Origin of the sequence: Actinomadura macra NBRC 14102 (genome assembly GCF_001552215.1) — a bacterium.
Taxonomy (GTDB): domain Bacteria; phylum Actinomycetota; class Actinomycetes; order Streptosporangiales; family Streptosporangiaceae; genus Spirillospora; species Spirillospora macra.
Map to the genome: position 1 here is coordinate 22,555 of NZ_BCQT01000022.1, position 26,659 is coordinate 49,213.

33 protein-coding genes and 4 tRNA genes are annotated in these 26,659 nt (G+C 68.5%); 13 read left to right on the forward strand and 24 right to left on the reverse strand.

Annotated elements, in window-relative coordinates; all coding sequences use genetic code 11:
- Positions 1–200: 200 nt before the first annotated feature.
- The 5 genes from rplA to AMA02S_RS33105 all read right to left on the reverse strand — a co-directional run bounded on the left by rplA (position 201) and on the right by AMA02S_RS33105 (position 2,998).
- Positions 201–917, reverse strand: coding sequence for a 50S ribosomal protein L1 (gene rplA / locus AMA02S_RS33085; RefSeq protein WP_067466579.1), 717 nt, complete (start codon positions 915–917; stop codon positions 201–203).
- A gap of 61 nt (positions 918–978) precedes the next feature.
- On the reverse strand, positions 979–1,410 hold the full coding sequence (gene rplK / locus AMA02S_RS33090; protein WP_067466582.1) for a 50S ribosomal protein L11: 432 nt from the start codon (positions 1,408–1,410) through the stop codon (positions 979–981).
- Between the two features lie 126 nt (positions 1,411–1,536).
- Positions 1,537–2,478: a transcription termination/antitermination protein NusG gene (gene nusG, locus AMA02S_RS33095; protein WP_439951619.1), complete on the reverse strand. Its 942-nt coding sequence runs from the start codon at positions 2,476–2,478 to the stop codon at positions 1,537–1,539.
- Positions 2,479–2,555: 77 nt separating this feature from the next.
- Entirely contained in the window at positions 2,556–2,804 is a 249-nt protein-coding gene (gene secE / locus AMA02S_RS33100) for a preprotein translocase subunit SecE (protein WP_067466585.1), read from the reverse strand.
- Positions 2,805–2,925: 121 nt separating this feature from the next.
- Positions 2,926–2,998 (reverse strand) — tRNA-Trp (locus tag AMA02S_RS33105).
- Between the two features lie 302 nt (positions 2,999–3,300).
- On the opposite strand from AMA02S_RS33105, the gene AMA02S_RS33110 reads away from it, so the two are divergent.
- Complete coding sequence (locus AMA02S_RS33110) at positions 3,301–4,512, forward strand: pyridoxal phosphate-dependent aminotransferase (RefSeq protein ID WP_067466588.1); 1,212 nt, start codon at positions 3,301–3,303, stop codon at positions 4,510–4,512.
- Between the two features lie 186 nt (positions 4,513–4,698).
- Here AMA02S_RS33110 and AMA02S_RS42385 read toward each other — a convergent pair whose 3' ends face one another.
- From AMA02S_RS42385 to AMA02S_RS33125, 3 genes are all read right to left on the reverse strand, one after another.
- Positions 4,699–5,448 carry a hypothetical protein gene (locus tag AMA02S_RS42385; RefSeq protein WP_067466591.1) on the reverse strand — a complete coding sequence of 250 codons (750 nt, stop codon included), beginning with the start codon at positions 5,446–5,448 and terminating at the stop codon, positions 4,699–4,701.
- Positions 5,449–5,451: 3 nt separating this feature from the next.
- The gene (locus AMA02S_RS33120) at positions 5,452–5,961 is read right to left on the reverse strand and encodes a SigE family RNA polymerase sigma factor (protein ID WP_067466594.1); all 510 of its coding nucleotides are present in this window, start codon (positions 5,959–5,961) and stop codon (positions 5,452–5,454) included.
- Between the two features lie 77 nt (positions 5,962–6,038).
- Positions 6,039–7,043, reverse strand: a complete 1,005-nt coding sequence (locus AMA02S_RS33125; RefSeq protein ID WP_067466597.1) for a hypothetical protein — start codon at positions 7,041–7,043, stop codon at positions 6,039–6,041.
- Between the two features lie 223 nt (positions 7,044–7,266).
- Between AMA02S_RS33125 and AMA02S_RS33130 the strand changes: the two genes are divergently transcribed.
- Positions 7,267–8,367: an adenosine deaminase gene (locus AMA02S_RS33130; RefSeq protein WP_084265869.1), complete on the forward strand. Its 1,101-nt coding sequence runs from the start codon at positions 7,267–7,269 to the stop codon at positions 8,365–8,367.
- 14 nt (positions 8,368–8,381) lie between these two features.
- Here the strand turns inward: AMA02S_RS33130 and AMA02S_RS33135 are convergent, their stop codons facing one another.
- The 6 genes from AMA02S_RS33135 to AMA02S_RS33160 form a co-directional block, all read right to left on the reverse strand.
- Positions 8,382–8,963: a TMEM165/GDT1 family protein gene (locus AMA02S_RS33135; RefSeq protein ID WP_067466600.1), complete on the reverse strand. Its 582-nt coding sequence runs from the start codon at positions 8,961–8,963 to the stop codon at positions 8,382–8,384.
- Between the two features lie 221 nt (positions 8,964–9,184).
- The gene (locus tag AMA02S_RS33140; RefSeq protein WP_067466603.1) at positions 9,185–10,252 is read right to left on the reverse strand and encodes a UDP-N-acetylmuramate dehydrogenase; all 1,068 of its coding nucleotides are present in this window, start codon (positions 10,250–10,252) and stop codon (positions 9,185–9,187) included.
- A 50-nt stretch (positions 10,253–10,302) separates the two neighbouring features.
- Complete coding sequence (locus AMA02S_RS33145; RefSeq protein WP_067466605.1) at positions 10,303–10,728, reverse strand: MaoC family dehydratase; 426 nt, start codon at positions 10,726–10,728, stop codon at positions 10,303–10,305.
- The gene (locus AMA02S_RS33150) at positions 10,728–11,165 is read right to left on the reverse strand and encodes a MaoC family dehydratase N-terminal domain-containing protein (protein WP_067466608.1); all 438 of its coding nucleotides are present in this window, start codon (positions 11,163–11,165) and stop codon (positions 10,728–10,730) included. The genes AMA02S_RS33145 and AMA02S_RS33150 overlap by 1 nt, the downstream gene beginning before the upstream one ends.
- A 268-nt stretch (positions 11,166–11,433) precedes the next feature.
- Positions 11,434–11,598: a 50S ribosomal protein L33 gene (gene rpmG, locus AMA02S_RS33155; RefSeq protein WP_067466611.1), complete on the reverse strand. Its 165-nt coding sequence runs from the start codon at positions 11,596–11,598 to the stop codon at positions 11,434–11,436.
- Positions 11,599–11,715: 117 nt separating this feature from the next.
- Positions 11,716–11,789: transfer RNA gene (locus tag AMA02S_RS33160), tRNA-Met, on the reverse strand.
- A 672-nt stretch (positions 11,790–12,461) separates the two neighbouring features.
- Between AMA02S_RS33160 and AMA02S_RS42390 the strand changes: the two genes are divergently transcribed.
- The 4 genes from AMA02S_RS42390 (at position 12,462) to AMA02S_RS33170 (ending at position 13,653) form a co-directional block, all read left to right on the forward strand.
- Complete coding sequence (locus AMA02S_RS42390; RefSeq protein ID WP_157430991.1) at positions 12,462–12,893, forward strand: hypothetical protein; 432 nt, start codon at positions 12,462–12,464, stop codon at positions 12,891–12,893.
- 97 nt (positions 12,894–12,990) lie between these two features.
- Positions 12,991–13,140: a hypothetical protein gene (locus tag AMA02S_RS42395; RefSeq protein ID WP_157430992.1), complete on the forward strand. Its 150-nt coding sequence runs from the start codon at positions 12,991–12,993 to the stop codon at positions 13,138–13,140.
- Between the two features lie 55 nt (positions 13,141–13,195).
- Positions 13,196–13,348: a hypothetical protein gene (locus AMA02S_RS42400; protein WP_157430993.1), complete on the forward strand. Its 153-nt coding sequence runs from the start codon at positions 13,196–13,198 to the stop codon at positions 13,346–13,348.
- Complete coding sequence (locus tag AMA02S_RS33170) at positions 13,345–13,653, forward strand: hypothetical protein (protein ID WP_067466616.1); 309 nt, start codon at positions 13,345–13,347, stop codon at positions 13,651–13,653. Before AMA02S_RS42400 ends, AMA02S_RS33170 begins: the two co-directional genes overlap by 4 nt.
- Positions 13,654–13,699: 46 nt before the next feature.
- Here AMA02S_RS33170 and AMA02S_RS33175 read toward each other — a convergent pair.
- The 5 genes from AMA02S_RS33175 to AMA02S_RS33195 form a co-directional block, all read right to left on the reverse strand.
- A tRNA-Thr gene (locus AMA02S_RS33175) sits at positions 13,700–13,775 on the reverse strand.
- Positions 13,776–13,866: 91 nt separating this feature from the next.
- The gene (locus AMA02S_RS33180; protein ID WP_245667936.1) at positions 13,867–14,130 is read right to left on the reverse strand and encodes an acyl-CoA dehydrogenase family protein; all 264 of its coding nucleotides are present in this window, start codon (positions 14,128–14,130) and stop codon (positions 13,867–13,869) included.
- 31 nt (positions 14,131–14,161) lie between these two features.
- A complete protein-coding gene (locus AMA02S_RS33185; protein ID WP_245667937.1) occupies positions 14,162–14,884 on the reverse strand; it encodes a hypothetical protein in 723 nt (240 codons plus the stop codon).
- 58 nt (positions 14,885–14,942) lie between these two features.
- Positions 14,943–15,770, reverse strand: coding sequence for a hypothetical protein (locus tag AMA02S_RS33190; RefSeq protein WP_067466623.1), 828 nt, complete (start codon positions 15,768–15,770; stop codon positions 14,943–14,945).
- Entirely contained in the window at positions 15,764–16,495 is a 732-nt protein-coding gene (locus AMA02S_RS33195) for a MerR family transcriptional regulator (RefSeq protein WP_067466626.1), read from the reverse strand. Before AMA02S_RS33195 ends, AMA02S_RS33190 begins: the two co-directional genes overlap by 7 nt.
- A 263-nt stretch (positions 16,496–16,758) precedes the next feature.
- Here AMA02S_RS33195 and AMA02S_RS33200 point away from each other — a divergent pair, with 263 nt between their 5' ends.
- The 3 genes from AMA02S_RS33200 to AMA02S_RS33210 are packed head-to-tail and all read left to right on the forward strand — an operon-like array spanning position 16,759 to position 19,936.
- Positions 16,759–17,886: a pentapeptide repeat-containing protein gene (locus tag AMA02S_RS33200; RefSeq protein ID WP_067466629.1), complete on the forward strand. Its 1,128-nt coding sequence runs from the start codon at positions 16,759–16,761 to the stop codon at positions 17,884–17,886.
- Between the two features lie 2 nt (positions 17,887–17,888).
- On the forward strand, positions 17,889–18,752 hold the full coding sequence (locus AMA02S_RS33205; RefSeq protein WP_067466631.1) for an ABC transporter substrate-binding protein: 864 nt from the start codon (positions 17,889–17,891) through the stop codon (positions 18,750–18,752).
- 8 nt (positions 18,753–18,760) lie between these two features.
- Positions 18,761–19,936 carry a WD40 repeat domain-containing protein gene (locus tag AMA02S_RS33210; RefSeq protein WP_067466634.1) on the forward strand — a complete coding sequence of 392 codons (1,176 nt, stop codon included), beginning with the start codon at positions 18,761–18,763 and terminating at the stop codon, positions 19,934–19,936.
- A 1-nt stretch (position 19,937) separates the two neighbouring features.
- Here the strand turns inward: AMA02S_RS33210 and AMA02S_RS33215 are convergent, their stop codons facing one another.
- The 4 genes from AMA02S_RS33215 to AMA02S_RS33235 form a co-directional block, all read right to left on the reverse strand.
- Positions 19,938–20,486, reverse strand: a complete 549-nt coding sequence (locus AMA02S_RS33215; protein WP_067466637.1) for a YciI family protein — start codon at positions 20,484–20,486, stop codon at positions 19,938–19,940.
- A gap of 195 nt (positions 20,487–20,681) precedes the next feature.
- Positions 20,682–21,470 carry a hypothetical protein gene (locus tag AMA02S_RS33220; RefSeq protein ID WP_067466640.1) on the reverse strand — a complete coding sequence of 263 codons (789 nt, stop codon included), beginning with the start codon at positions 21,468–21,470 and terminating at the stop codon, positions 20,682–20,684.
- The gene (locus tag AMA02S_RS33225; protein ID WP_067466643.1) at positions 21,467–22,030 is read right to left on the reverse strand and encodes an RNA polymerase sigma factor; all 564 of its coding nucleotides are present in this window, start codon (positions 22,028–22,030) and stop codon (positions 21,467–21,469) included. The genes AMA02S_RS33220 and AMA02S_RS33225 overlap by 4 nt, the downstream gene beginning before the upstream one ends.
- A 715-nt stretch (positions 22,031–22,745) precedes the next feature.
- Positions 22,746–23,033 (reverse strand): hypothetical protein, encoded by a 288-nt coding sequence (locus tag AMA02S_RS33235; RefSeq protein ID WP_218005202.1) that lies wholly within the window; start codon positions 23,031–23,033, stop codon positions 22,746–22,748.
- Positions 23,034–24,419: 1,386 nt separating this feature from the next.
- Between AMA02S_RS33235 and AMA02S_RS42405 the strand changes: the two genes are divergently transcribed.
- From AMA02S_RS42405 to AMA02S_RS43685, 3 genes are all read left to right on the forward strand, one after another.
- Positions 24,420–24,719 (forward strand): hypothetical protein, encoded by a 300-nt coding sequence (locus AMA02S_RS42405; protein WP_169806943.1) that lies wholly within the window; start codon positions 24,420–24,422, stop codon positions 24,717–24,719.
- Between the two features lie 145 nt (positions 24,720–24,864).
- Positions 24,865–25,071 (forward strand): hypothetical protein, encoded by a 207-nt coding sequence (locus tag AMA02S_RS33240; protein ID WP_157430996.1) that lies wholly within the window; start codon positions 24,865–24,867, stop codon positions 25,069–25,071.
- A gap of 186 nt (positions 25,072–25,257) precedes the next feature.
- Complete coding sequence (locus AMA02S_RS43685; protein ID WP_067466656.1) at positions 25,258–25,929, forward strand: site-specific integrase; 672 nt, start codon at positions 25,258–25,260, stop codon at positions 25,927–25,929.
- A gap of 398 nt (positions 25,930–26,327) precedes the next feature.
- On the opposite strand, the gene AMA02S_RS33250 is transcribed toward AMA02S_RS43685, so the two are convergent.
- Positions 26,328–26,409: transfer RNA gene (locus tag AMA02S_RS33250), tRNA-Tyr, on the reverse strand.
- Between AMA02S_RS33250 and AMA02S_RS42410 the strand changes: the two genes are divergently transcribed.
- The gene (locus tag AMA02S_RS42410; RefSeq protein ID WP_157430997.1) at positions 26,388–26,582 is read left to right on the forward strand and encodes a hypothetical protein; all 195 of its coding nucleotides are present in this window, start codon (positions 26,388–26,390) and stop codon (positions 26,580–26,582) included. The genes AMA02S_RS33250 and AMA02S_RS42410 overlap by 22 nt on opposite strands.
- The last annotated feature ends 77 nt before the right edge of the window (positions 26,583–26,659 follow it).

The following is a 26,659-nucleotide window of genomic DNA, read 5'->3' on the forward strand; positions in this document are numbered from 1 at the left end:
TCCCCCGGTGGTACGAATGAACGGCTGATCGGTACGACCATCGGCGTACCCCCGGGACGACCCGAAAACGCGCAACTGCACGCCTGCGCACGCGCGGGAGCCGGTGAAACGGCGGCAGGGCGTCCCCTGCTCGGGAACGCCCTGCCATCCTGATGATCTTGCATGGGTGCGGGTCTCGCCCGCGGGTCTCGCGACCCGGATCAGGCCTCGTCGAGCTCCGCGGTGAGGTTGCGGACCGCATTCGGGTCCACCGGGATGCTCGGGCCCATCGAGGTGGTCAGCGCGGCCTTCTTGACGTACCGCCCCTTGGCGGCGGACGGCTTGAGCCGCTGGATCTCATCGACGGCGGCGGCGTAGTTCTCCACCAGCTGGCGCTCCTCGAAGGACGCCTTACCGATGATGAAGTGCAGGTTCGAGTGCCGGTCGACACGGAACTCGATCTTGCCGCCCTTGATGTCGGTCACGGCCTTCGCCACGTCCATGGTGACCGTGCCCGTCTTCGGGTTCGGCATCAGGCCGCGCGGGCCGAGCACCCGGCCCAGCCGGCCGACCTTGCCCATCTGGTCCGGCGTCGCCACGACCGCGTCGAAGTCCAGGAAACCGCCCTGGATCCGCTCGATCATCTCGTCCGAGCCGACCAGGTCGGCACCGGCCTCGCGGGCCTCCTCGGCCTTGGCGCCGCCCGCGAACACCAGCACGCGGGCGGTCTTGCCGGTGCCGTGCGGCAGGTTGACGGTGCCGCGCACCATCTGGTCCGCCTTGCGGGGGTCGACGCCCAGCCGCAGCGCCACCTCGACCGTCGCGTCGAACTTGGTGACGGCGGTCTCCTTGGCCAGCTTCACGGCCTCGACGGGGCTGTACAGGCGATCGCGGTCGATCTTCTCGACGGCGGCGCGGTAAGCCTTGCTGCGCTTCATTTCCGTTCCTCCTATGGAACTTGTGGTACGGGCCAGCGCCGGCCCTTCCACGGGTGACGCGTTACTTGACCTCGATGCCCATCGAGCGGGCGGTGCCGGCGACGATCTTCTCGGCGGCGTCGAGGTCCTTGGCGTTCAGGTCGGGCATCTTGGTCGTGGCGATCTCGCGGACCTGGTCGCGGGTCACCGAGCCGACCTTGTTCTTGTGCGGCTCGCCGCTGCCCTTCTCGACACCGGCGGCCTTCAGGATGAGCTGCGCGGCCGGCGGGGTCTTGGTGACGAAGCTGAACGAGCGGTCCTCGTAGATGGTGATCTCTACGGGGATGACGTTGCCGCGCTGGGACTCCGTCGCCGCGTTGTACTGCTTGCAGAAGTCCATGATGTTGACGCCGTGCGGACCGAGCGCGGTACCGACCGGCGGCGCCGGCGTCGCCGCACCGGCCTGGAGCTGCACCTTGACCAGCGCGGCGATTTTCTTCTTCTTCGGAGGCATGCAAAACCCCTACGTCCCATTTGATGTTGATCCCGACTCCCGCTTCGCGGGCAACACGGCGGCGGGACTCGTCCGCCGTGTAAGGATCACTTGCGACCAGGTCCGTCCCGCGAGCGGGACGGCCGGTCAGATCTTGGAGACCTGGTTGAAGGACAGCTCGACCGGGGTCTCCCGACCGAAGATCGAGACCAGCACCTTGAGCTTCTGCTGCTCACCGTTGATCTCGTTGACGGTGGCGGGAAGGGTGGCGAAGGGGCCGTCCATGACGGTGACGGACTCGCCGACCTCGAAGTCGACGGTCGCGGCGACCTTGGCCTGCTCCTTGGTCTTGACCACGCCTTCCTCCGGCTCGGGCGCCAGCAGGTTGGCGACCTCGTCCAGGCTCAGCGGGGACGGCTTGTTCAGCAGGCCGACGAAGCCGGTCACACCCGGCGTGTTGCGGACCGCGGCCCACGACTCGTCGGTGAGCTCCATGCGCACGAGGATGTAGCCCGGCAGGACCTTCTCGTTGACCTTCTGCCGCTTGCCGCCCTTGATCTCGGTCACCTCGTGCTGGGGGACCTCGATCTGGAAGATGAAGTCCTCCATGTTGAGGGTCTGGGTGCGGGTCTCGATGTTGGTCTTGACCCGGTTCTCATACCCCGCGTAGGAGTGCACGACGTACCAGTCGCCCGGCTGGAGCCGCAGCTGGAGCTTGAACTCGGCGTACGGGTCGACCGGCGGCAGCTCGGGAGCGTCCTCGGCCTCCGCGGCCTCTTCCGATTCCCCGGCCTCTGCCGACTCCGCAGCCTCTGCCGGCTCCTCGGCCTCTGCCGGCTCCTCGGCGTCCGCGGTCTCGGCGGCGTCCGCGGCCGCGACAGCGTCGGCCAGGTCGGCGGCGCCCTCGGCGGCGTCCGCGGGCGGCTCGTCCTCGCCCTCGGCCTTCGTGTCCGCGGGCTCGGCTTCACCGGCGGCGACGGCCGCCTCGGCCGTCTCGTCGGCGGGCTCGGCCACCTGGTCTGCCGCAGCAGCCGCAGCGGACTGGGCCTCTTCAACGGCCTCGTCGTAGGGCTGTGAGGGCTCGGACACGGTAACTCTTTCTCTCGTAAGTTCTGCGATGTTGGACGTACGGTGGGGCGGCGCGAGCCGCTCCGGCGGGCCTCGGCTCAGCCGAAGATCTGGTAGATGCCCTTCTGCAGGCCCCAGTCGACGCCGGACACGATCCCCACCATCACCAGCACGAACACCAGTGACACGGTCGTGTAGGTGACAAGTTCCCGGCGCGTGGGCCAGATGACCTTGCGCAGCTCGGAGACGACCTGGCGCACGAAGAGTGCGGGGCCCGTCCGCTTGCGCGCCGGCTTACCCTTGCCTTCGTCCTTCTCCGCGGCCTCGCCGCGCATCTCAGTCGCCATTGCCGCCGTTCACCTCATAGGTCGTGTGCCAACCACCCTGTGGTTGTCGCGCGTGCCCGTGCCACGGGGTGCCACGGCGACCGCCGCGGCGCGGACGGTACGGTGCGAGCACCGCACCTCGCAGGGCAGGAGGGACTCGAACCCCCAACCGCCGGTTTTGGAGACCGGAGCTCTACCAATTGAGCCACTGCCCTTCATTCTCCGGCTAAGGAGAACACCCGGCCACGGGACCAGGATCGTACCGCCCACCAGCTTACGGCCTGCCGCGGACGTCCGTGTGCGGACAGGCGCGTATACCGGCGAGGCGTCACTAGGACGGTGAGTCTACGTCTCGGAGGCCCCCGCGTCGAACCAGACCGCCGTAGATCATCGCGCGGCGGCGCGCCGTGCCGTGGAGTGCCCGTACGCGGCTGGTCTGCCAGGCGGCAGGACGTGCCGTCCGACCGGCTCCGATATATGGCTCGGGGCACAGACCGGCGTCTGTAACGATAGAGACATGAGTATCGACCGTCCTCGCATCTCCAAGCGCATCGCCGCCATCTCCGAATCCGCCACGCTGGCCGTCGACGCCAAGGCCAAGGCGCTGAAGGCGGCGGGCCGCCCGGTCATCGGGTTCGGCGCGGGCGAGCCCGACTTCCCGACGCCCGGGTACATCGTCGAGGCCGCGGTGACCGCGTGCAGGGTGCCGCGCTTCCACAAGTACACGCCGGCCGGGGGGCTGCCGGAGCTGCGCGCCGCCATCGCCGAGAAGACCGAGCGCGACTCCGGCTACTCGGTCGAGGCCGCGCAGGTGCTGGTGACCAACGGCGGCAAGCAGGCGGTGTACGAGGCGTTCGCGGCGCTGCTCGACCCGGGCGACGAGGTGATCGTCCCGACGCCGTACTGGACGACCTACCCCGAGTCGATCAAGCTCGCCGGTGGGGTGCCCGTCGACGTGGTCGCGGACGAGACGACCGGCTACAAGGTGAGCGTGGAGCAGTTGGAGGCGGCCCGCACCGACCGGACGAAGGTGCTGCTGTTCGTCTCGCCGTCCAACCCGACCGGCGCGGTGTACAACCGGGACGAGATCGAGGCGATCGGCCGCTGGGCGGACGAGCACGGCCTCTGGGTGATCACCGACGAGATCTACGAGCACCTCGTGTACGGGGACGCCGGGTTCCACTCGCTGCCGGTCGTGGTCCCCGAACTGGCCGACCGGACGCTCGTCCTGAACGGGGTGGCCAAGACGTACGCGATGACGGGCTGGCGGGTGGGCTGGCTGATCGGCCCGGCGGACGTGGTGAAGGCCGCGGCGAACCTGCAGTCGCACGCGACGTCCAACGTGGCGAACGTGTCGCAGGCGGCGGCGCTCGCCGCGGTGACCGGCGACCTGTCGGCGGTGGCCGAGATGCGCACGGCGTTCGACCGGCGCCGGCAGACGATGGTCCGGATGCTGAACGAGATCCCGGGCATCGTGTGCCCCGAGCCGGAGGGCGCGTTCTACGCCTACCCGTCAGTCAAGGGCCTGCTCGGCAAGGAGATTCGCGGCAAGCGCCCGCAGACGTCGGTGGAGCTGGCCTCGCTGATCCTGGAGGAGGCCGAGGTGGCGCTGGTGCCGGGCGAGGCGTTCGGCACGCCGGGCTACTTCCGGCTGTCCTACGCGCTGGGCGACGACGACCTCGTCGAGGGCGTGTCACGCGTCGGCAAGTTGCTGGCCGAGGCGACCTGACCCCCGCCTCCCCGCCCCGCCCTGAACGCGGCGACCGGCCCCGGGTGCACCCCAGTGCCCCGGGGCCGGTCCGCGTCCGGAGCGGGCCTGGCAACCCGACCGGCTGTGCTTCGGCGGGGTGTCCCGCCGCGGCCCCTCTTCCGCCGCGGGACACCCCGCCGGAGCGGGGAAATCGCCTTGGACGCCCTATGGGCGGACGCCCTCGGCGATACGCATCAGATGGTTCTCGGCGCCGCCGCCCGCCTGGACGACCGCGCCGACCCCGGGACGTGCCAGCCATGAGATCTGGCGGCCCGAGCCGGGCCCGTTCCCGGTGATCGCGGGCGTCCCCCTCACGGACGCGTGACCGGGGACCCCGTGCACCGGCGCCAGGTCCTCAAGACCGAACCCGGTCCCGCGCACGATCGTGATCTCCACCCAGCCGGCGCCGCCGCGCCACGTGCAGACGGTCGTCCTGCGCTTGGCGCCGCCCGTCACCGCGCACGGCGTGTGCGCCGCGAGGTCGCCGGGCAGGTACGTCACCCAGCGGGGCGGTTTCGGGAGGTCGGGAAGGCCGGGCTCGGCCGGGCGCCCGCCGGGCCCGCCGGTCGGGGGGGCTCCGGCCTTCCCGGGTACCTCGCCCGCCCCGGGCTTCCCCGCCGCCGGCGAGGATGCGGGGACGCCCGGGGCGGGCGGTCGTTCCGGCTGCCGGTACATCGAGACACCGCTGGACGGTGCCGCGGTCTCGGGTGCCCCGGCAGGTGCGGCCCGGAACGACTGGTAGGTGGGCACCAGGGCGACGGCGACGACGGACGCGGCGGCCACGCCCATGGTGGTGCGGATCCGCGTCACCCGGCGCCGGTGGCGGCGCCTGACGTCGGCGGCGAGCGATGGCGATGCGGCGGCCTCGGCCACCTGCTCGGCCATGGCCTTCCGCAGTTCACTCTCCAGGTCCATCGTTCAGCTCCCCAGTGGGGCCAGGTTCTTGTCAAGGCGTTCCCGGAGCCTGGCGAGCCCCCGGGATGCCTGGCTCTTGACCGTTCCGACGGAACAGCCGAGAGCCTGCGCCGTCTCCGCCTCCGAGAGGTCCTCCCAGAAGCGCAGGACGAGGACGGCGCGTTGGCGCGGCCCCAGTTTGCGCAGTTCGTTCATGAGCGTCCCCCGTAGCTCCACGGCATGGTCGGACGAGGCGGCCGGGGTCTCGGGCAACCTCGCCATCTGGATCTCCCTGAGCACCTTCCACCGCCGGGACCGGCTGATCACGAGGTTGACCAGGATCCGGCGGACGTAGGGCTCGGGGTCGGTGTCGGCGTCCAGGCGGCCCCAGTGCCGGTACGCCTTTTCCAGCGCGGACTGCAACATGTCCTCGGCGTCCTGATGGGCGCCGCAGAGCAGCGACGCCGTGCGCAGCAACGCGTTGCCGCGCGCCGTCACGAACTCCACGAACGACTTGTCGTCTCGACGCCCCACTGTGCTCCGTCCGGCTGAGAGCGGATACGCCTGTCCGAGGACGGGCGGCCCCGCGCCGGAGCCGCCCGTCCGGGGTCCTACTGGGCCTGCCGCAGCGCGGCGGCCACGTCCTGGAGGCCGCCCGCGAGGACCGGGCTGCCGTTGACGAACAGGGAGTAGCCGTTCGGGTCGAACAGCAGGACCCCGGTGGCACCCGGCCCCTGCCAGCCGGCCACCCCGGCAACGGTGACGGGGGTGCCGCCCTCGGGCAGGTCCAGCGCCTTGCGCAGCTCATTCTGCGACAGACCGGCGGGGGTCTTCAGGCGTTCCACGGTGAGCCACTGGCCGGCCTTACCGGTCCACTTCTGCGTGACGGCGCAGATGCGCTTCTTCTCCAGCACCTTCGAGCCGTGGGTGGTGGCCGCGTAGCGCAGGCCCTTGGTGAGCATGACGGCCTTCTCCGCCGGGCCGCCGATCTTGACCGCGGGCGGGAGCGTGGAGCAGTCGAGCGCCGGGAGCGCGGGCAGGCCCGGCTTGGCGGGGACGGGCACGGACGGCGCCTTGGACGGGGCGCCCTTGGGAAGCTGCTTGGCGTTCGGCAGGCAGGTGGGCAGATCCGCGGGAACACCCGGCTTCCCGGGCAGGTTCGGCCTGCCAGGGACGTTCGGCGCACCGGGGAGGTTGGACCCTCCTGGCAGGTTCGGCTTCCCCGCCGGGACGGACGGCAGCGTCGTCGGAGTGTCGCCGGGAACGCCGGGCTTGGGCGCCTTGAGCTTCGGCGCGCCCTCGGGCAGGGCCGGCTTCGCGCCCGGCACCTTGCCGTCGGGCAGCTTGCCACCGGGCAGCTGCGTGTTGGGGAGCTTGGTGTCCGGGAGCTGACCATGGGGCAGTTTGGTCTTGGGCAGTCCCGGCTTGGCCGGAAGGCAGGTCGGCGGGGCGCTGGGCGCGATGTCCTTCAGGTGGCGGACGGCCGCGGTCTTGGAGTTCTCGGACTGGAGGCCCGCGTCCTGGTGGGAGCCGGTCATCGCCCACGTCGCGCCGCCGCCCACGCCCACGGCACCGACGGCGGACGCCGCGATCAGGACGGCCTTCAGCGTGATCATCGTGTATCCCTCTCTGCCCGTATGTCTCTTGCGCCCCTCGTATACGCACGACCCCGATCGGGGGTTGCACGCGATTCCCAAGTTTTTTCGGGCATGCCCATGGGCGGCTTGGCCGCGCTACCCATGCGCGGCATGGTCGTCGTGTGTCATGGCAGGTAGTCCGGTCAGGTGATCCTGGTGGGGCGGGGATTCACCGCCGGGCAAGATCCGGCAACATACGTCCATGGAGGCCCGCACCGTGTCACCCCGCCCGGCCCAGGAACCTTCCGCGCCGGACCGCCAGAAGGGCGCCCTTGCGGCGTCCCGCACCGCCCGCCCGGACGTGGCCCTGCTCCCCAAGGCGCATCTGCACCTGCACTTCACCGGATCGATGCGGCATTCGACGCTCGTCGAGCTGGCCGCGCTGCGCGGCGTGCACCTGCCCGACGCCCTCGTGGAGGACTGGCCGCCCCGGCTCCACGCGACCGACGAGCGGGGGTGGTTCCGGTTCCAGCGCCTCTACGACATCGCCCGCTCCGTCCTACAGGAACCGGACGACCTGCGCCGGCTGCTGCGCGAGACCGCCGAGGACGAGGCGGCGGAGGGGTCGGGCTGGCTGGAGATCCAGGTGGACCCCGGCGGGTACGCGGCGCGCTTCGGTGGGCTGACCCCGACCGTGGAGCTGGTGCTGGACGCGGCGCGCGAGGCGTCGGAGGCGACCGGCGTCGGCATCGGTCTCGTGCTCGCCGCGAACCGGACCCGGCATCCGCTGGACGCCAAGACGCTCGCGCGGCTGGCCGTCCAGTACACCGGCCGCGGCGTGGTGGGGTTCGGGCTGTCCAACGACGAGCGGCGCGGCCGGGCGTACGACTTCGAGGGCGCGTTCCGGATCGCCAAACGCGGCGGGCTCCTGTCGGACCCGCACGGCGGTGAGCTGCTCGGCCCGGCGAGCGTCCGGGAGTGCCTGGAGACGCTGGACGCCGACCGCATCGGCCACGGCATCCGCGCGGTGGAGGACCCCCGCCTCGTGGAGCGGATCGTGGAACGCGGCGTGACGCTGGAGGTCTGCCCCTCCTCCAACGTGAGCCTCGGCGTGGCGGCGACGGCCGCCGATGTCCCGGTCCGCCGCCTGTACGAGGCGGGCGCGTCCATTGCCCTCGGCGCCGACGACCCGCTGCTGTTCGGGTCGCGGCTGGCCCGCCAGTACGACCTCGTCCGCACCGAGCACGGCTTCACCGACGCCGAGCTCGCCGACCTCGCCCGCCAGTCGATCCGCGCGTCCGCCGCCCCCGGCGACATCCGCGCCCGGCTCCTGTCCGGCGTCGACTCCTGGGCCGGCCTCTAGCTCGTCGCCTCGGGTCAGGCGGTGACGCCCTCGACGAGGAGCAGGACACCGAAGACGGCGAAACCGGCCGCGGCCCCGTACGTGATGACGCGCTCGGGGAGCCGCTTGCCGAGTATCTGCCCGGCCACGATGGCAAGGCCGTCGGCGGCGACCATGCCGATGGTCGAACCCGCCCAGACGCCGGTGAGCGCGAGGAGACCGCCGTGGTCGGCGGCCAGCGTGACGGTCGCGAGCATCGTCTTGTCGCCGAGCTCCGCGAGGAAGAACGCCACGCCGACGGCCAGGATCGCCGAGCCCGTCGCGTGCTTGGCCTTGTCGCGCTCCTCGGCGTCCAGCTCGTCCCCGCGCAGCGTCCACAGCGCGAAGCCGAGGAACGCCAGCCCGGCGAGGATCGAGATCGGGCCGGTGGGGATGGCGGCGCCGAGCACCGCGCCGAGGCCGACGCTCGCCAGGTGGACGAGCGCCGTCGCCGCGGTGATACCGATCAGGACGGGCAGCGCGCGGAAACGGGTCGCGAAGGTCATGGCCATGAGCTGGCTCTTGTCGCCGAGCTCGGCCACGAAGATCACGGCCAGGCTGATGATGAAGGCGTACACGGGTCCCTCTCGCTCGGATGCCGGGCGGAGGGCGGGAGCGCCGGATGCGGGCACACGACCTCGGCCCGGCATGACCGCCGGGCCGAAGGTCTCGTCCGCCTCGAAGGCCGGGCGTCGCCCTGGCCCGAGGCCCGCGCGACCGGGCGCCTCACACGGCGCCAGCGTGTCGATCACGCGATTGGGACTACTCCCCCTCGACGCCGCTCACACTATCAAGCGCTTCAGAGCGTGATGCCGACGAGGACCGGCTCGTTGACCAGCTCGATCCCGAACGCCGCGCGCACGCCGCCGCGGACCTCGCGGGCGAGCGCGAGCAGGTCGGCCGTCCTCGCGCCGCCCGGGTTGGTGAGCGCCAGGGTGTGCTTGGTGGAGATCCGCGCCGGGCCGAGGGCGTGGCCCTTGGCGAAGCCCGCGCGGTCGATCAGCCAGGCGGCGGACGTCTTGACCCGCCCGCCGGACTCGGGATAGCGGGGGAACCGCGCGTCCGGGCCGAGCCGCTCGGCGACGCGGCGCTCCAGCTCGGCGATCTGACCGCCGTCCAGGATCGGGTTGGTGAAGAACGACCCGGCGCTACGGCTGTCGGGGTCGGCGGCGTCCAGGACCATGCCCTTACCACGGCGCAGTTCCAGGACTGCGTCCCGCGCCTCCTTGAGCGTGACCCGCTCACCCACCCCTACGCCCAGCCGCTTCGCCAGCTCGGCGTAGGCGACGGGCTGCGACTCCTCCGCCTCGCGCAGCGCGTACGTCACGTCCAGGACGAGATACCGGTCATTTCCCTTGAAGACACTGTGCCGGTAGGTGAAACGGCATGCGTCCCGGTCGAGCGTGACGAGCGCGCGGGCCTCCCGGTCGTACGCGCGGACCTCGACGATCGTCTCGCTGACGTCCTGCCCGTAGGCGCCGACGTTCTGGATCGGGGTCGCGCCGACCCGGCCGGGGATGCCGGACAGGCACTCGATCCCCGCGAGGCCGTCGGACACGCAGCGGGCGACGAAGGGGTCCCAGTCCTCACCGGCCTGGACGCGGACGTGGACCGTGTCGCCCTCGCCGCCGACCCGCTCGGTGCCGCGCGTCCCAATGTGGATCACGGTGCCGGGAAAGCCGTCGTCCGACACCACGAGGTTGCTGCCGCCGCCGAGCACCAGCACCGGCTCGCCCTCGCCGTCGGCCGCGCGGACCGCCGCGACCAGCTCCGCCTCGGTCGTCGCCTCGACGAAGCGGCGGGCGGGACCGCCCAGCCGCAGCGTGGTGTACCCGGCCAGGTTCACCTCTTCAGCGAACACCGCCACGTCGTCCTACCCCTCCCGTACATCGCGCCCGCACGGCCTCCCGGCGCGCCTCAGGCGAGTTGGACGACGGCCTTCGCGCGCGTGAGGACCTTCTGTCCCTCCGACCTGGCGGTGAGCGCCACGACGACCTTGTTGTCGTCCAGCTTCCGCTCCACCTTGCCGCTGATCACCAGCATCGCGCCGCCCTCGTCGGGCACCACGACCGGCGTGGAGAACCGTACCCCGTAGTCGACCACGGCGCCCGGGTCGCCCACCCAGTCGGTGACGAACCGTCCGCCCTGCGCCATCGTGTACATGCCGTGCGCGATGACGTCCGGCAGCCCGACCGCCCTGGCGTGGCTCTCGCGCCAGTGGATGGGGTTGAAGTCACCGGACGCGCCCGCGTACATGACGAGGTTCTGCCGGTCGATCGGGTAGCTCTGCTCGGGGATCTCGGTGCCGACCTCGACGTCGGCGTAGCTCACCTTGGCGCTCATCAGGCACCCCGCTCCACGATCACGTTGTAGGACTTGCAGAGAAGCTCGCCCTCGACCGTCCGCACATCGGTCTCGATGACCATCTTCTCGTTGTTGCCGATCGACCTGATCTCGGTGATCGTCGACTCGCAGGTCACGACGTCCCCGGCGCGCAGGGGACGGGTGTACTCGAACCGCTGCTCGCCGTGCACGACCATCGCGAAGTTCAGGCCGAGTTCCGGGTCGGCCAGGGCGTTGTTGCCGAACGACACCACGATCGGGAACGTGGGGGGCGCGATCACGTCGGAGTGCCCGGCCGCCTTGGCCGCCTCCTGGTCGCGGTAGACCGGGTTGGGGTCCCCGATCGCGTCCGCGAACTCCCGAATCTTCACCCGGCTGATCTCGTACGGCGGGGTGGGCGGGAAGCTCCGCCCGATGAAGTCAGGGTTGAGTGCCATGCATTCCGTCCCTCCAGCTCGTCCTGGGCCGCGGGGCCCTGGGTGCCCGCGCCCGAGACACATGCCCTCTCGGACGGACCGTAACAGAACGACGTTCAGCCCGTCCTCGCCGGTCTCACTGGCGAGGACGGGCTGATTCACGTCAGGGCAAGCTTGCGAAGAAGTAGCCCCGCTGGGCCCGGTTCAGCTAGCGGGTTTCCTTGTGCGGACGGTGGGTCCTGGCCCCGTGAGAAAGCGCAGCGGGCAGTACTTCCCGTCCGAACATCAGCTAGCGGGTTTCCTTGTGCGGACGGTGGGTCCTGCAGTTGGGGCAGTACTTCTTGATCTCAAGGCGGTCCGGGTCGTTGCGCCGGTTCTTCCGCGTGATGTAGTTGCGGTGCTTGCACTCCTGGCAGGCCAGCGTGATCTTCGGCCGGACGTCGGTGGCAGCCACGATGGAGTGCCTTTCTGGGCTAGGGACATGGACTACGTACCTCGGCCACCCGGGGAGGGCGGCCGGCGATTCGACCCAGCCTTCTCACCTCCGGCTGGAGGTGAGAGACATGGGTAGTAGCGAGGGCCGGACTTGAACCGGCGACACAGCGATTATGAGCCGCTTGCTCTGCCTGACTGAGCTACCCCGCCGTGATGGTCGGTGTGGACCGGATTGCAAGGATACCGGATGCTCACCGAGCCCAGGAAACGAGAAGCCCCCGGCACGCCATGATCGGGGAATCGGTTCGTGGGCCCCCGGGACCGTCTCCCAGGCTACCGGGTATGGCCGACGACCTGCGAAACGCCCTGCTGGAACCGGTGGGACGGTACCACAGGCCCCCGTATGGAGCGAATCAGGCAGCGGCGGCAGGAGGGCCGGGTCACGGCTCGGCCTGGTGATCGCCGGTCACGGGCGAGCGGCTCCACCGAGGTGCTCTTGGTCACCCGGGGACGGAGCTCGACCGGCACGCCTTGCCGTGGCGGTCTCTGAGGCGCCACCCCTTGGTCAGAAAGTGACCGCATCGCGACAACTCCAGAGCGAACACTGGCCAATGAACCGGTAAGCGACGTTGAATGGCATCCGGCAGGGGAATCACGTCCGTCGGAATGAAGATCGGGTAACGCGCGCATCGGCATCGGCGAGGGTCTTTCTATGACCGTTTCCTGTCATCGGCGGGTGTACGCGTTATGGGCGAACGAAGAACGTTCAAACGCCTGGGTCTATCTCGACCATGTCGGATGGCGAAAGCTCGACGATACCAATGACGACGCCTGTACCGATCTTCTCCTGATCGCCGCCCAGGCCAAGGCCGAGGGGCGACCGTGCGCGTCCGCGAGGTGCTGCGCGGCGATCGCTGGTTCGTCACCGAGATCTACGACCTGCGCCCCTCGCCGCCGCCGGTGGCCCAGGAGGTCTCCTCCAGGGTCTCCGAGTGCATCTACGGCTGGACGGCCGCGTTCCGGCAGCAGGGCACGCACATCTCCGCGCGGATCAGGCTCGTACCCGACGAGCTCGTACCCGACGAGGACGTGCCGGCGGAACTGCTGGGAGAGGTCAAGGGCCGCTGGAAGAAGGGAATCGAGAAGAAGTGGAGTTTGGCGCTTCGCGTGCTGCCGTACCGCGGATTGCCCGGCGCCCTGCGCGCTGACGTTCGAAGTGCAATGGGTGGAGTCGGACCAGCACCTCAGCGTCCAGGTGAAGAAAGGAGCGGGCCGGAGCAACCTGGGGCTGTGGTACACCGGCGACTCCGGTGACGTGGCCTCCCACGAATTCGGTCATCTGCTCGGGCACCCAGACGAATATCGGGACGGCGTTTGCCCCGACCGGAGTCCGGTCGGGACCGGCACCGTCATGGACGACAACACCGAGGTCGTCCAGCGATTGTGCGAGCCCGAGCACGAACGGGCGGCGGAGGCCATCTACGAGGTGGCGGGACGGCTGATGGACGAGCCGTCGCCGCGGCCATGGCGAGAGGGGGAGCCGCCCACATGGCATGGCTGAACGGCAAGAAGGTGGACGCGCTGTGGTCGAACGAGCAGCGTTCCAACGTGCACGGGTGGATCGACGGCGCGTGGCGGGGAAGTTCCAGGACGTCCACGATGACGCGTGCACGGACTTCGCGGTGCTGGCCGCGCACGCGAAGGACGGCAACCGTTTCGTCGAAGTCCGGGTCGAGGACGGCCGCGTGAAGGAGATGTACATCTGGTGACCGCGCACGAGCCCGTCCCGCTCACCGAGGCCGAGGTCGCGATACTGGCGGGCGACCGCGGCGAGGCGGAACCGGCCGTGCAGCGGATACGTGCGGCGCGGCCCAGCGGAGAGATCGGCCACCTCGTCAGCGAGAAGGGCGGCCCCGCCACCGTCAGCGCGGACGAGATGGAGGCCATGCGGCAGGCCGGGGCACCGGCGGAACCCGTCCGCGAGCGCTTCACCGCGAGCGCCGCGGGAGAGGAACGCGCGAGCGCCCCGGTGGACCGCAAGGACCGGCCCGGCCGCTCACCAGAGTCCGGATAAACCGAAAAGGCCGCCCCCGATGATCTCGGGAACGGCCGGTGACGTGTGGAGCCCCTTTACGGAATCGAACCGTAGACCTTCTCCTTACCATGGAGACGCTCTGCCGACTGAGCTAAAGGGGCCTGCGTCGTTCGCGCATGAAAACCATACAGGGTTCGAGGCCCGGTTGCGAAATCGTTTGGGGCATCGCGCGGAGGCGTGCTCCGCCGCTGGTCAGCGCAGGAGATCACGGGCGATGGCGAGCTGCTGGATCTGGCTCGTCCCCTCGTAGATGCGGAACAGGCGGACGTCCCGGTAGAAGCGCTCGACGGCGACGCCGCGCATGTAGCCCATGCCGCCATAGACCTGCACGGCGCGGTCGGCGACACGTCCGACCATCTCGGAACAGAAGTACTTGGCGCAGGACGGTTCGTGCCTGTCCTCTCCGGCGTCGTGGGCGCGAGCCGCTTCCAGCACCATCGAGCGTCCCGCCGACACGCCGCAGCAGGGTGATCACCGCTCCGGCCGGCTAGAAGCGCACCAGCACCGCGGTGGCATCGTCGTATCGCTTCCCCCTCTCGACGACCCCCGACGCCTCGGCGACCCTCGTCCGCCGGACGAGTTCCCTCGGCCCTTCCTCGTCCAGGACCTGGAGCAGCCCGTCCCAGCTCATGGTCTCGAACACCTCCACCAGCCTGGACGCCCCGTCGCTCAGCACCGCCGCCCGCTTCAGCCCCGCGACCGGCACCTCACCCGTCAGGCCCTCATACGCGACCTCCGGATTGGAGGCCGCCACCCAGAACCCCCCCGGGCTGTTCCTGACCTTCCGCACGGCCTCCACGGTGTAGCTGGGCAGCCGGTCCACCCGGTCGTCCCGGAAGACGACGATCTCCCCGGTGTCCACCACGATCGGCGAATCCGCCAGCACGTACCACTCCACGACCTCGCCCCGCCGTCGCAGCAACGACACCGTCGCCGACGGGTTGTCCGGATTCTCCAGGTCGCATGTCCCGGTGTGCGCCTCCCCGGTCACCTTGATCGCCTCCGCCACCAGATCGGGCAGCGGCTCACCGTCCTCCAGCGCCATCCGCGCCGCGATCTGCCCGCCGATCCGCCGCACCAGCCAAGCCGGGTCATGCCGGCAGCCGCTGTCGATCCCCGGCAGCGCCGTCACCCCGTCCAGCAACACGACCCATCCGGGCCCCGCGGCGACGAAATCCTCGTTGGCCTGTCCTGGCACCGGTTCACTCACATAACTCACCTGCACGAGTGCAGTTCTACCCGCAATCCCGCCCCTTCTGGCCCCCGGCTCAGGACCACCTCTGATGGGCCTTGATGAGCTCGTCCGGACGATCGGCGAAGAAGCGGATGACCCGCGCGTCGGCCCGCTGCCCGAGCGGCCGGACGACGGCGATCGGCTCCTTCAGCTCGACCACCACGTTCGTCTGCGCCGCCACCGCCACTGACAGTTTCCCGTCCTGCACCCGGACCATGCCGCTCTCGCTGTAATTGCGCACGAGCCGCATCGAGGAGATCCGGTCCCGGGGAACACGCAGATCGAAGAAGGCGCCGTACCGGATGCGCATCTCCCCGTCCGACAGCACATGCGGCCGTGTCACGCACGCGGCGATGACCGCAAGCACGATGAGGACCGAATACAGGTCGACCGCCAGGACGACCTTGCGCACCGGCCCAGGAGCCCCGACCCCTTGGAGCAGGACCTCCGTGACAACGGCCTCCAACGCCATCACGAAGAGAAACGCCAGCTGCATGGACGTCTGCGCGCCGGAATAGGAGACGCCGACAGAACCCGGCGGCACCCCATGCCGGCGCCGCACGGCCAGCAGAACGAGACTGACCATGCCCTTGGTGTCGAACCCCAGAACCCGGCGCACCTTCTCCGGCACCAGTTCGTCCACGCTCCCCCGCAACGCCGCCCACCTCCGCGCCCCGTCCCGACGCCTCTTGCCGTACAGCCGCCACCCCACCGCGACTTCCAGAACAAGAACCGCCCCGACCACGGCCTCGCCCGAATCCACAAGCGTCCGGGGCAACGAGATCCCCGACGCCACCAGAACCAGCAGCACCGCCTCCGCCGGAAGTATCGCGAACAATGCCGCACGCGCGACCCTCAGCACTTCCGCTCCCTCAGCAAATCGACGACCCTTCGGAAAACGGCGCCCTGCGCACGAGGCATCTCTTCGATCCAGCCGATCTCTTCTCCCCGTTCCACGATCAATGCGGCCATGTCGTCCGGAACAAGAGCCGCGATCGCCGCCGCCACTCCGCCGATACGCGGATCGTCCGCCTCGGCCCCCACGAGCTCATCGAGCCGCGCATAAAGCGCACGCACCCGCGCCACCATTCCGGGCTCGGCGAAAGGCCGCAGCAGATGCGCGAAGCGCCTCCGATCGTCCGGCCCGGCCGCCGTGTCGACCAGCGCCAGCAGACCGCGATCCAGCGCAGCGAATCCCGTGCCCCGCGGCAGCTCTCGCAGCACCGACGCCATCTCCGGCGAAACAGCCGAATCAGGTCCCAGCTCCGCCTCCGCCAGCAACCCTGCCAGCCGAGCCCTCTGCTCTGCGATCGCCTCCTGCCGCCGCGCCAGGTCGGCGTCCAGCTCGCCCAGCACCTCCCGCAACTCCCGGCCGCGATCATCGGCCAGGACGTCCCGGACCTCGTCCAGCGAGAGCCCCAGCTCCACCAGCCGCCGTACCCGCGCGAGCAGCACCGCGTCCCGCACCCGGTACTCCCGGTACCCGTTGGCGAGCCGCGCGGGCTCGGGCAGCAGCCCGAGATGGTGATAGTGGCGCACGGTCCGGGTCGAGACCCCGACCAGCGCAGCAACCTCCCCGATCCGCATACCCCCATTACAGACCTTGCCGCAACGTCAAGGTCAACCGTCTCCAGACGAACCAGGCCCGGCACCCAACGCAACCTCGCCGACCTCAACAACGCCACCGGCACCACAGCGGCATCCACAATGTTTTCCGATCAACATCCATTTCCAGAAAGCCGGAAATGACCATTCCAACTTTCGTACGAGGTCAATAGAATGCGACGGTAAACGCGGCGTTCACTTGTAGGCTTCATAGCGGAACCTTGAGTTGATCCGAAGGGTCGGTGATGGGGAAGCGGCGCGACCGCCGGCGGCGATCGGCCCGGCCGACGCCGGTTCCGTCCGAGGCCGGCGCCGAAGAGTCACCGGAACCGTTCGAGCCCTCATCCCGGTTGGAGTTCGGAGCCGTCATCCTCGTGAACATCGTGACCGCGCTGGCGGCGATCGGCGCCTCGGCCGTCGCCTACCTCGGGGTCGACGCCTCCCGCGCGGAACTCGACCAGAACCGCCGGGAGCAGGAGGTCGAGGCATACGACAAAGGGCTGGCCCATCTCCAGGCGAACTCCGACGTCACCCAGCGGGTCAGCGGAGTGCTCGAACTCACGAATCTGGCGTCGCGGTCGAGCGACCGACGCAAGATCATCCTTTCGCTGCTCTGCCAGCATGTCCTCGCCCGCGCACCGGCCGCCGGCAAGGCCGCCGGAGCCCCCGACGAAGACGTCAAGGCGGCGGTGCGCGCACTCGGAGCGCTCCCCTTCGCACCCGACACCGATCAGCGGGACCTGGAGGGCGACCGCCTGCCGGTCGTCGACCTGAGCCGGACCCGCCTGCCGGGCATCGACCTCGGATTCACCCACTTCGACGGTGCCCGCTTCGCCGGCGCCGTGCTGACCGGGACCGACCTGCACCGGGCCAGCCTGCGCGGCGCCGACTTCACCGGCGCCTCGCTCGCCAGGGCGAATCTGAACGTCGCCATCCTCTACAACGCGACCTTCGTGCGCGCACATCTCGAGCACGCCGACCTCAACGGAGCCCAGATGCACGAGGCCGTCCTCGGCGACGCCCATCTCACCGGGGCCGACCTCGGGGGCGCCCGGCTGGACGGGGCTGGCCTGCAGAACGCCCGTCTGACCGGCACGAAGCTGGAAGGCGCCTGGCTCGGCGACGCGCACATCGCCAACGCCGACCTGCGCGGGGCGCACCTGTCCGGAGCCACGCTGACCGGCGCCGACCTGTCCGGAGCCGACCTCGCCGGCGCGGACCTCACCCAGACGAAGATCGGCGGAACGGACCTGTCCAGAGCCCGCAACCTCACCCTCGGTCAACTCCACAAGACCGTGGGGAGCACCAAGGCCACCCGGCTTCCCCCCGGCTTCGGCTGGACCGGCAGCAAGATCATCAAAGTGAAGGAGTGACGATGCGCACGTCCTCGATCATGGCCTGCGCGGTATGGCTCCTGTTATCGCTGACGAGCGCATGCGGCGAGTCGGACGAGCTCCGGATCGTGTCGCTGTCCCCCACCGCCACCGAGATCCTCTACGCGACCGGAGCCGGAGACGAGATCGTCGCGGTCGACAACGTCTCCGACCATCCGTCCGAGGCCAGGGCCAAGCAGGACCCGAAACTCGTAGCGATCAACCCCAGCTTCCAGGACGTCATGCGGCACGACCCCGACATCGTGATCATCACCAGGATCGACGGCCAACCCGCCGACCAGGGCGTGATCGCCGAGCTCCGCGACGCGAAGGTCCGGGTCGAGATCGAAAGACCCCCCAAGAACCTCGACGGCCTCTACGGGGAGATCCGGCGACTCGGAACGATCGTGGGAAGGACCGACCGCGCCGCATCGCTCGCGCGCACCCTCCGCTCCCAGATCGACGCCGCCGTGGCGAGCGTCCCGAAAGGCCCGGAGCGCACCTACTTCCACGAGATCGACAAGGGCTTCTACACGGCGACCTCGACCACGTTCATCGGCTCGGTCTACCGGCTGTTCAACCTGCGCAACATCGCCGACGCCTACGACACGAAGAACTCCGGCTACCCGAAGATCACCTCGCGCGACGTCATCGAGCGGGACCCACAGTTCGTCTTCCTTGCTGACACGAAGTGCTGCGGCCAGAACGAGAAAACGGTCCGGGCCAGACCAGGCTGGGCCACGATGGCGGCCCTGCGTTCCCCTGGCCACGTCGTCGAACTGGACGACGACGTGGCCTCCCGCTGGGGCCCACGAGTGATCGACTTCGTCACGAGAGTCGCAGCGGCCATCCGAAACGCGAAATGAGGCGAGACATGTCCGCTTCCCGAAGGACCATCCTCCTGACCGGCCTGGCGCTCGCGGCGGGAACCCCGGCCACGTCCACAGCCGCCACCGCTGCGTCCCGAACCCCGCAGGGCGCTCCCCTGCCACCCCTCCTCCGCTCGCACGCGGACCTGGCCGCCCGAGGCATCCGGGCCCCCGGGGTCGCACCGACCGCGCTCCCCATCAAGACGGACGGCACGACCTACCAGATGGCACAGTCCCTCGCCTGGCTCGACGCGGGCCACTTCGCGGTCGGCCGCTGGGACGGCAGCATGAGCGTCTTCACCTACAACCCCTCCGCGGTCTCCGGCCCCACCATCGACGTCGCCGTCAACAGCCCGTCCGAGCAGGGCGTACAGATGGTCACCGCGGTGACCGGCAACCTCCTGGCCTCGTCCAACGACGACCGCTCCTTCATCCTGTGGAGGGGCACCCGGGGCTGGACCGCCCTGCGTCAAAAGAAGATCGGTTACGACCCGGCCCTCGGCGTGGCCACCAGCGGCAGGACGGTCACGGTCGCCGGCCGCAGGATCCTGTGTGTGGGCCACACCACCGGACGGCTGTCCCTATGGTCGATCTCGGACGGCACCGCCACGCTCCAGAAGACCCTCGACCTGAGAAACCCGGCGCCGGTCAACCCATGGGACCTCCACGACATCCGTGCCATCGAACCCGCCGCCGGAACCAAGGTCATCACCGGCTCGGAGGACGGCTATCTCTGCGTCGTCGACGTCCGATCCCAGAAGATCCTCTCCCAGACCGTCTTCAACCCGACCGCCCAACGCGGAATCAACGATCTCGACGTGCGGGGAAACGACCTGCTGGTCGTGAACTGCTCCGTCGGCCCGCAGGACCGCAACCTGTGGCTCTTCAGCCTCGACCCGACCACCGGACAACCGACCCTGAAGACGAGCACCAACCTCCTCGTCGACGAACGCAGGCCCCAGGCCTTCGCCTTCAGCGTCGTCTGGGCCGCCTACCCCCAGGGCCCGTGCTGGTTCGTCTCCACGGAGGAAGGCGCCCTCTGGATGGGCACCCCCGACCTCAAGGTCCTCGGATACCAGCAGGTCACCGCCCCCCTGGGCTCAGCCCTCGGCTGGACGACGAACCCCGGCCGCCTGGCCCTCGTCTCACACGACCTCTACGAGTTCACCACCGGCGTCTGATCTACGATCGCCCACCGAACGCCCAGTCATGGACCTCGATGTCGGCGTACCGATCCGAGGTCAGGACGGCCCGCGCCGACGCCGGGTCCGGTGCCCGGACCAGCACCGCCGTCCCCAGCCAGGTGACGCCGTCATCGGACAGCAGCGGCCCGTACGCGATCAGCTCGTCCTGATCGGCCGGCACATCAAGATCGGCCCCCGGCCCTGCGCCGAGACCGAGCACGAGGTACCGGTTGCCGTCCTCCGAGCCACCGGGAAAGTCCCACATCGTGCGCCCCAGCGCGTTATGCCACCGGCGCAGCAGCACGTCCCGGTACACGCCGGCCTGGTAGTTGGGCTCGTCGAAGGCGAACGCGCGAGCAGCGGCAAGATCTGGCAGGTCAACGATATGCACGCTGCCGCTCGGCGTATCTGTGTCGCTGACAAAGGTCGGGCCGCGGGCGATCATCCCCGCCGCGTACCCGTCCATGTAGGACCAGTGCGATTCCAGCAGCTCGTCGCGCAGCGCCACCGAGCCGGGCCGATCTCGGTGGTAGCAGAAGAACTCCATACCGCAGTCCTACCACCCACTTGATCTTCCCGTCGCCGGCCTGCTCACGAGGGCAAGGGATCGGACGCGCCCTGACGATCTTCTGGACCCCATCAAGCAAAAGCACTCCGCCCAGGCCGTTCCGAGCACTCGTTCGCGCCAACGAGTACCCGGAACGTGGTTCTGTGCCGCAGAAGTCCAGCGACGTGTGCGCGATCAAAGGCGCAAACGGCTGGTTCCCGCGCTGCCGTCGCTATACGTCACCTCGACCTCGACGCCGTTCTTTGCGGCATCCTCAAGGTCGTCGCCCGGCAGCCAAAGCGCGAAGCGTCCTTTCGAAACGGTCGCGGCCACCACACGGCCGGACGGGCTGCGGTAGACGACCTTCGCGATCTCAGAGCCGGCCGCGCCGGCCGCGAGCGAAAGGTGACCGGCATCGATGACGCCGACGCCGAGATCGGTCGCGACCAGATCGCGTGGGCCGGGTGCGGTGTATCCGGTGGGCGTCCCGATCGACCCGAACCAATCTTTGAACAGGCGGGTCGAGCCGTCCGTGACGCACAGGGCCGAAAAGCCCTTCCCAGTCGCGAGCACTACGGTCGTCCACACACCACGCCGCTCGACGATTGCGGCATCCGCATCACGCAGTTCCCTCGCGTACTGATTCCCCGGACCGCCCCTCTGCGCCTCGCGGCATTTGTCGGCCGCAGCGGCGCGGGCCTTCGCCGACATCCCTTGCGGGGCCGGCGTCCAGGTCGCGAACGCGCGGTCCCCGCCGGTCATCGACGGCAGGGCGACAACGACCGTCACCGCAACCGCCACGACCAATCCCCCGATGACCGCGCAGATGATTCGCCCACCCACCCGCTGAGACGGGCGTCGTGATGGACGGTCGGCCAAGATACGCGCGAGATCGCCGCGGGCCCGCGCGCCCCGAGGATCGACGTCCCGGTCGGCGGCGTCGAGGGTTCGCAAGATGGTGAGGACGTCCTGGCCGCGGTTCATGGCTTGCTGATCCTTTCAGGGACGCTGACCGGCATGCCGGACGGCTGTGACAGGTGGTCCAGATGACGCCGGAGAGCCCGTCGGGCCCGACTCAGGCGCAGGCGGAACGCGACCGGCGAGATCCCGATGACCGCCGCTGCCTGCGGCGCTCCCAGCTCCTCGAAAACGTTCAGGCTCAACGCCTCTTGATGGACCTCCGACAATCGACTCCACGCCTCGGCCAGGTCCACCTGCACGACCAGGTCCGCATCCTGATCGATCTGAGTACCGGCCGAGATCTCCCGTAGCCGCACCCCGAGCGCACGCCGGCGCTCCGCTCCCCGCCGATCATTGAGAAGCGCGTTCCGAGCGATGCCGAACAGCCACGCCCGCGCGTCCTCACGCCGTTCTGGCAGCTTGTCGAAGCGACGCCACGCGACCAGGAACGCGTCCGCGACCACGTCTTCGGCGTGATCAGGGTGCGCTCGCCGCTGGACGAACCTCAGCAAGTCCGCATAGACCGCCTCGTACAGCGACTCGAAGATGACCTCAGGGTCCGGAGCCCGAGAAGGATTGCTCATACCTGTACCTGTCCGCCAACGGCCCAAGTGTGTCGCAACACCAAGAACGGCGTGACCTGTGGCCGAGAGCACGTGCAGCCCCGGACTGGCACCCGTCCGACGACGAGCCCCAACACCCAGGCGGACATCTTGGACAACCCCGCCCTACCAGCCCCTTCGCCGCAACCGACCGACGCGATACCTGACCCGACTCCCTAAAGCTATAGAAATACCCTTTATCGGACACCAAATACTTTTTCGCGACCGTGAAGCCAAGCTGGCCTCCGCCATGAACGCCTAAGGCCAATGGACGGCATGCTCACGTCGTCCGGGAGGAGAGCCTTCGACGATGCGCCGCACCAAACCGCTCCTATGGATACCGATCGCGCTAGCCCTGATGATCGACTTTTTCGCGCTGGTCGTCGCAGGAACCATCTCCAACATGGCATCCTCGTCCGCATCCGGGGTGTGGTGGGTTTGGCTCTTTCTCCTCATACTCTCGCTGGTATTCGCCGGCTACTGGGTGGCCTACTGGCGCCGCCTACCCCCACCCTGAGATGGATGGGCACGCGGCGCCTAACGCCGTCCGCTGGGAGAGCGGGCTCCCGGCGCGCGAAGACCCGCCTCCAACGGACGAGCGAGCCTTCGCCGCCCGGATCCGACAACTCCAGTCTTTCGAACCGGATCCGAATAGCCCCGACTATGCGAAGCGCAGGCGCTCGGAACGCCCGATGAACTACTTGCGTTCGCGCAACGGGTTCGTCTGGGTCGTGGTGTCGCTGATGACGGTTCCATCGACACCGACCCGCACACGGCGGGTCGTACCGTTCTTGAAGTGGATCACGAGGTCCCACATGTCGTTGTCCAGTGTGATCACCTCGCTGGTATCGACGTTCACCAGGGAGACACCGCCGATGATCTCTCTTGTCTTGTCGTAGACCGCATCGGGCAGGGCAGCCGAGCCATCGATGTTCTCTTTGTCCGAATCGGAGCCGTCACCTGGAACCTCTGTCACAAGGGTCACCTCTCCCTGAAACGAAATTTCGCCACGAGATCTCGGCGGCGATACCGAGTCCCCTCCCTTTTGGAAGCTATGTGCTGCCCGCATGTTCGTCGAGTGATCGTCGTGGCCGAAGCCGGACGAGCCCCATAGCCTGTCCACCACAGAACAACGAGACTTCTTGCCAAACCGTGCCGTAGATCAGCCGGAACAATGAGATTTCCGAGCACTCCCAGACCACTTGAAAACGAGAGCGGCACACACGATTTCACCGATCCAGTTGGGGCTGATGGTGAGGTAGTGCAGGAAGTTCCCCTCGCCGTTCAAGCTATCCCGCAGTCCGTTCGCCAACTGCAAAGGCAATCTCTCTGGCGAGATCGTTAGTGATTCTTGCGCCGTTCCAACCTGGAAGGCTGATCCGACCTGCCGGATCTGATCACCCAACAGCGAACTCCGAAGTCGATCGCTCCACCAGGAGTGCTATTCCTTCGCGCCCCCCAGGCTCTCTCGCCCAAGACCCGCAGGTACAGGACAGCCCCGGCCAATACCACCGCCCGACCGGCCCATGAGGTCGGCGAGTTGCCGAGACCAGATCCTCGCCGCCATCGGTAGTACCACGACACAACGAGACCTCCCCAACCGCGCTCCGCGACCAGCGACATCCAAGAGCACGCAGCGACATCTGGAAGCACGCCGGGGATCTCGAAACGCGAACAGCCTCCGACCGTTTCACCTGGTCAGAGGCTGTTTTACGAGGTGTGGCGGGTGCAGGGTCCGAACCTGCGTAGGCTAAGCCGACGGATTTGCCGAGAGACCGCACACACGAGGGCTTCGTCCTCTGACCTGCATAGACGCGCACACCCGTCGCGTGTGTCGACGACGTCTGATTCGCCCGACGTTGACAGCGTGGACCCTCAACATGTCCCCCTCAGTCCCGTGCGCGGCTTCAAAGAACCGGTTGGCCAGAACCAATGTTGAGCATCCCACCGTTCTACCTTCTGCAACGCCAGCGTCCTTTGTCTGCCCACAGGAACGGGATCTCTGAGTTGAGGGCACTGACAGCATCTGTGAGGACCACATTGGCCAGAGTCGGACTTTCATCAGAGTTCCGGCACCTCCGCTCGCCCGGTCGAGCAGCATGGATCCCCACCCCATGTACCGTCCCAGCCGGGCAAGCGAACACGATGACGCAAACTCGCACCTGACGTGCAGACAGTTTGGAGCGATCATGATTTTTGACCTTGTCTCGGCAACACTACTCAGCGCACTTACCGAAAAGACGGAAAGCAAGATTGCAAAGATCAATGGCCCTCGCGACACAGCAAAAGCGATAGCGGCCAAGCTCATCTGAAGTCCAGAACAAGCAAAAGGCTCATGCATAGCTGGGACTTCACGCATACCGCTCTGGGATTGATCTCGATCGTCTGTGGAGTGGTCGCCGGAACCGTGGCATTGAGCACCACCGACTTCAAAGACTACACGGCCTACCTGGTACTTGCAGCGGCCGCATGCTCTATGGCGTCACTCGTCTTCCGCGCCGACACTCGCCGAGAGTCGGCCAAGAAAAGACTTGAGGCTTTTAGCGGACTTGAAGGGGACGCACTCAAGGTCCTCTCCAGGTTCCCAGAACCCGTATCTGAACCTCAGAAACTGCAATCAGAAATCGAAAAACTATTGAGACAGTACAGAGAGGCGATGACGCTCCATTGAGTGAACGTGATCATCATCTACCGACATACTGAATTTTGGAGCCGAGAACACTCCTAGGACTGGTTCTGGTGACTGTCGGCTTCGTCATCGACAAACCTGCGAGGCGAATGCGGTGAGGCCGTCCTGAGGAGATAACGTGCGGAGCATGACGGGCACTGAGCCGCACCTGTCCGGCGGTGGGTTGTCGGTGGCGGTGACCAGTGCAAGCCGTGAGGTCGTGTCGGTGGTGGACGTGGACAACGCGCGGCTGCTGGAAGCGGCGCGGACGTTCCTGGCTGAGTGCGAGCGGCTGCGCGCCCTCGCCTCCACCACTGACGCCGCTGCCCCTTCGGCCGCTGCTGCGGCGGCCTAGACCAAGGGTGGGGCGGCTGGAGCTGGTACCTCCGGCCGCCCCGCTTCTCTCCCCAACAAATCCCATGAAGTGAAGAGGTGACCAGGGTAAAGGGAGTTCCACAAGCTCGGACCGGGTGAAAACGTCGCCGTCGAAGCACCAACCGACCCCTTCGCCGCCCCCACGTGGGCCCCGCCGGTCTGGCACATGCCTGAGGGCCTGGTCCCGCTCGTCGACCTGGTCCGCGGCCTGGTGCGGACGGTGGTGTTCCTGGTCCGCAACATCGTCCCGGTCACCGTGGCCAGCGCACTGGGCTGGCTCGGCGTCCGCTACAGCTGGGCCATCCCCCTCCTCGTCCTGGTCCTGACCGGGATCGGGGTCGGGGTGTGGCCGGAGTGGACCGTCCCTCCTTCGTCCGCTACCTGGTGGCGCGAGTGTCTGGCTGCGGTCACCTATGTCGGCAAGCGGGAACGTGGGCGGCGGCTTCGCGTACTCTACGCCTGCATGTACTACGCGGCGCTTCGTCCGGCTGAGGCGGTCGCGCTGCACAAGGACGATTGTCACCTTCCGGCAAATGGCTGGGGGCGGCTCGTCCTGGCCAGGACGTTGCCTGAGACGGGGTCGCGTTGGACGGACAGCGGGTCGACTCATGAACGGCGCGGGCTCAAGCTGCGGCCTGTGACAGAGATCCGCACGGTTCCGATTCCTCCGGTCCTGGTCCAGCTCCTGCGCGAGCACATAGCGGAGTTCGGGACGGCGCCGGACGGGCGGATCTTCCAGACTGAGCGGGGCGGCATCGTGGGGTCGACCGCGTACGGGGATGTCTGGACCGAGACTCGCGCCCTGGCGCTCACTCCTGATCAGGTCGCTTCCCCGTAGACACGGCGGCCGTATGACCTGCGGCACGCGGGCGTCTGGCTGTGGTTGAACTCTGGTGTTCCGGCAACTGAGGTCGCCGAGCGTGCCGGGCACAGCGTCAAGGTCCTACTGAAGATCTACGCCAGTGCGTCGATGGTCATCAGGATCGGGCGAACAGGCGGATCGATGATGCGCTCGGCGACTGATCGGCCGTACGGTGGAGGGGCTCCGGTTCATCCCCGGGCCCTTTGCTCGTTGCGGGGGCGACCTGCGGAAACAGGTCGGATCCCATCCCGCGAATATCCCACGACCAGTGACATACGGCCGTATCCGGGGGGGCGTCTGGCTGCACGTGGGGGATCTTGGAAAGCGAACAGCCTCCGACCGTTTCACCTGGTCAGAGGCTGTTTTGCGAGGTGTGGCGGGTGCAGGGTTCGAACCTGCGTAGGCTAAGCCGACGGATTTACAGTCCGCTCCCATTGGCCACTCGGGCAACCCGCCTTGGCGTCGCTCTCGCGACGGCACTGGAAAGGATAGCGGACGGGCGGACTGGTCGTGACATCGGTGGGCGGCGGCCTGAGCTGATCTCCTCGGGGACGTGGGCGATCTTCGTTTCGGTGCTGGTGGCGCTGGTCGGACGGGTCGGTGGCGCCGCGGGCGGTGGGTTGGTGTGACAGGTGCGGCATCCTCGCTACGCTCTTCTGATCGGAAGTTGCTGCTGAGGAGATGTGTGTGGATGGCCGACTCTTCG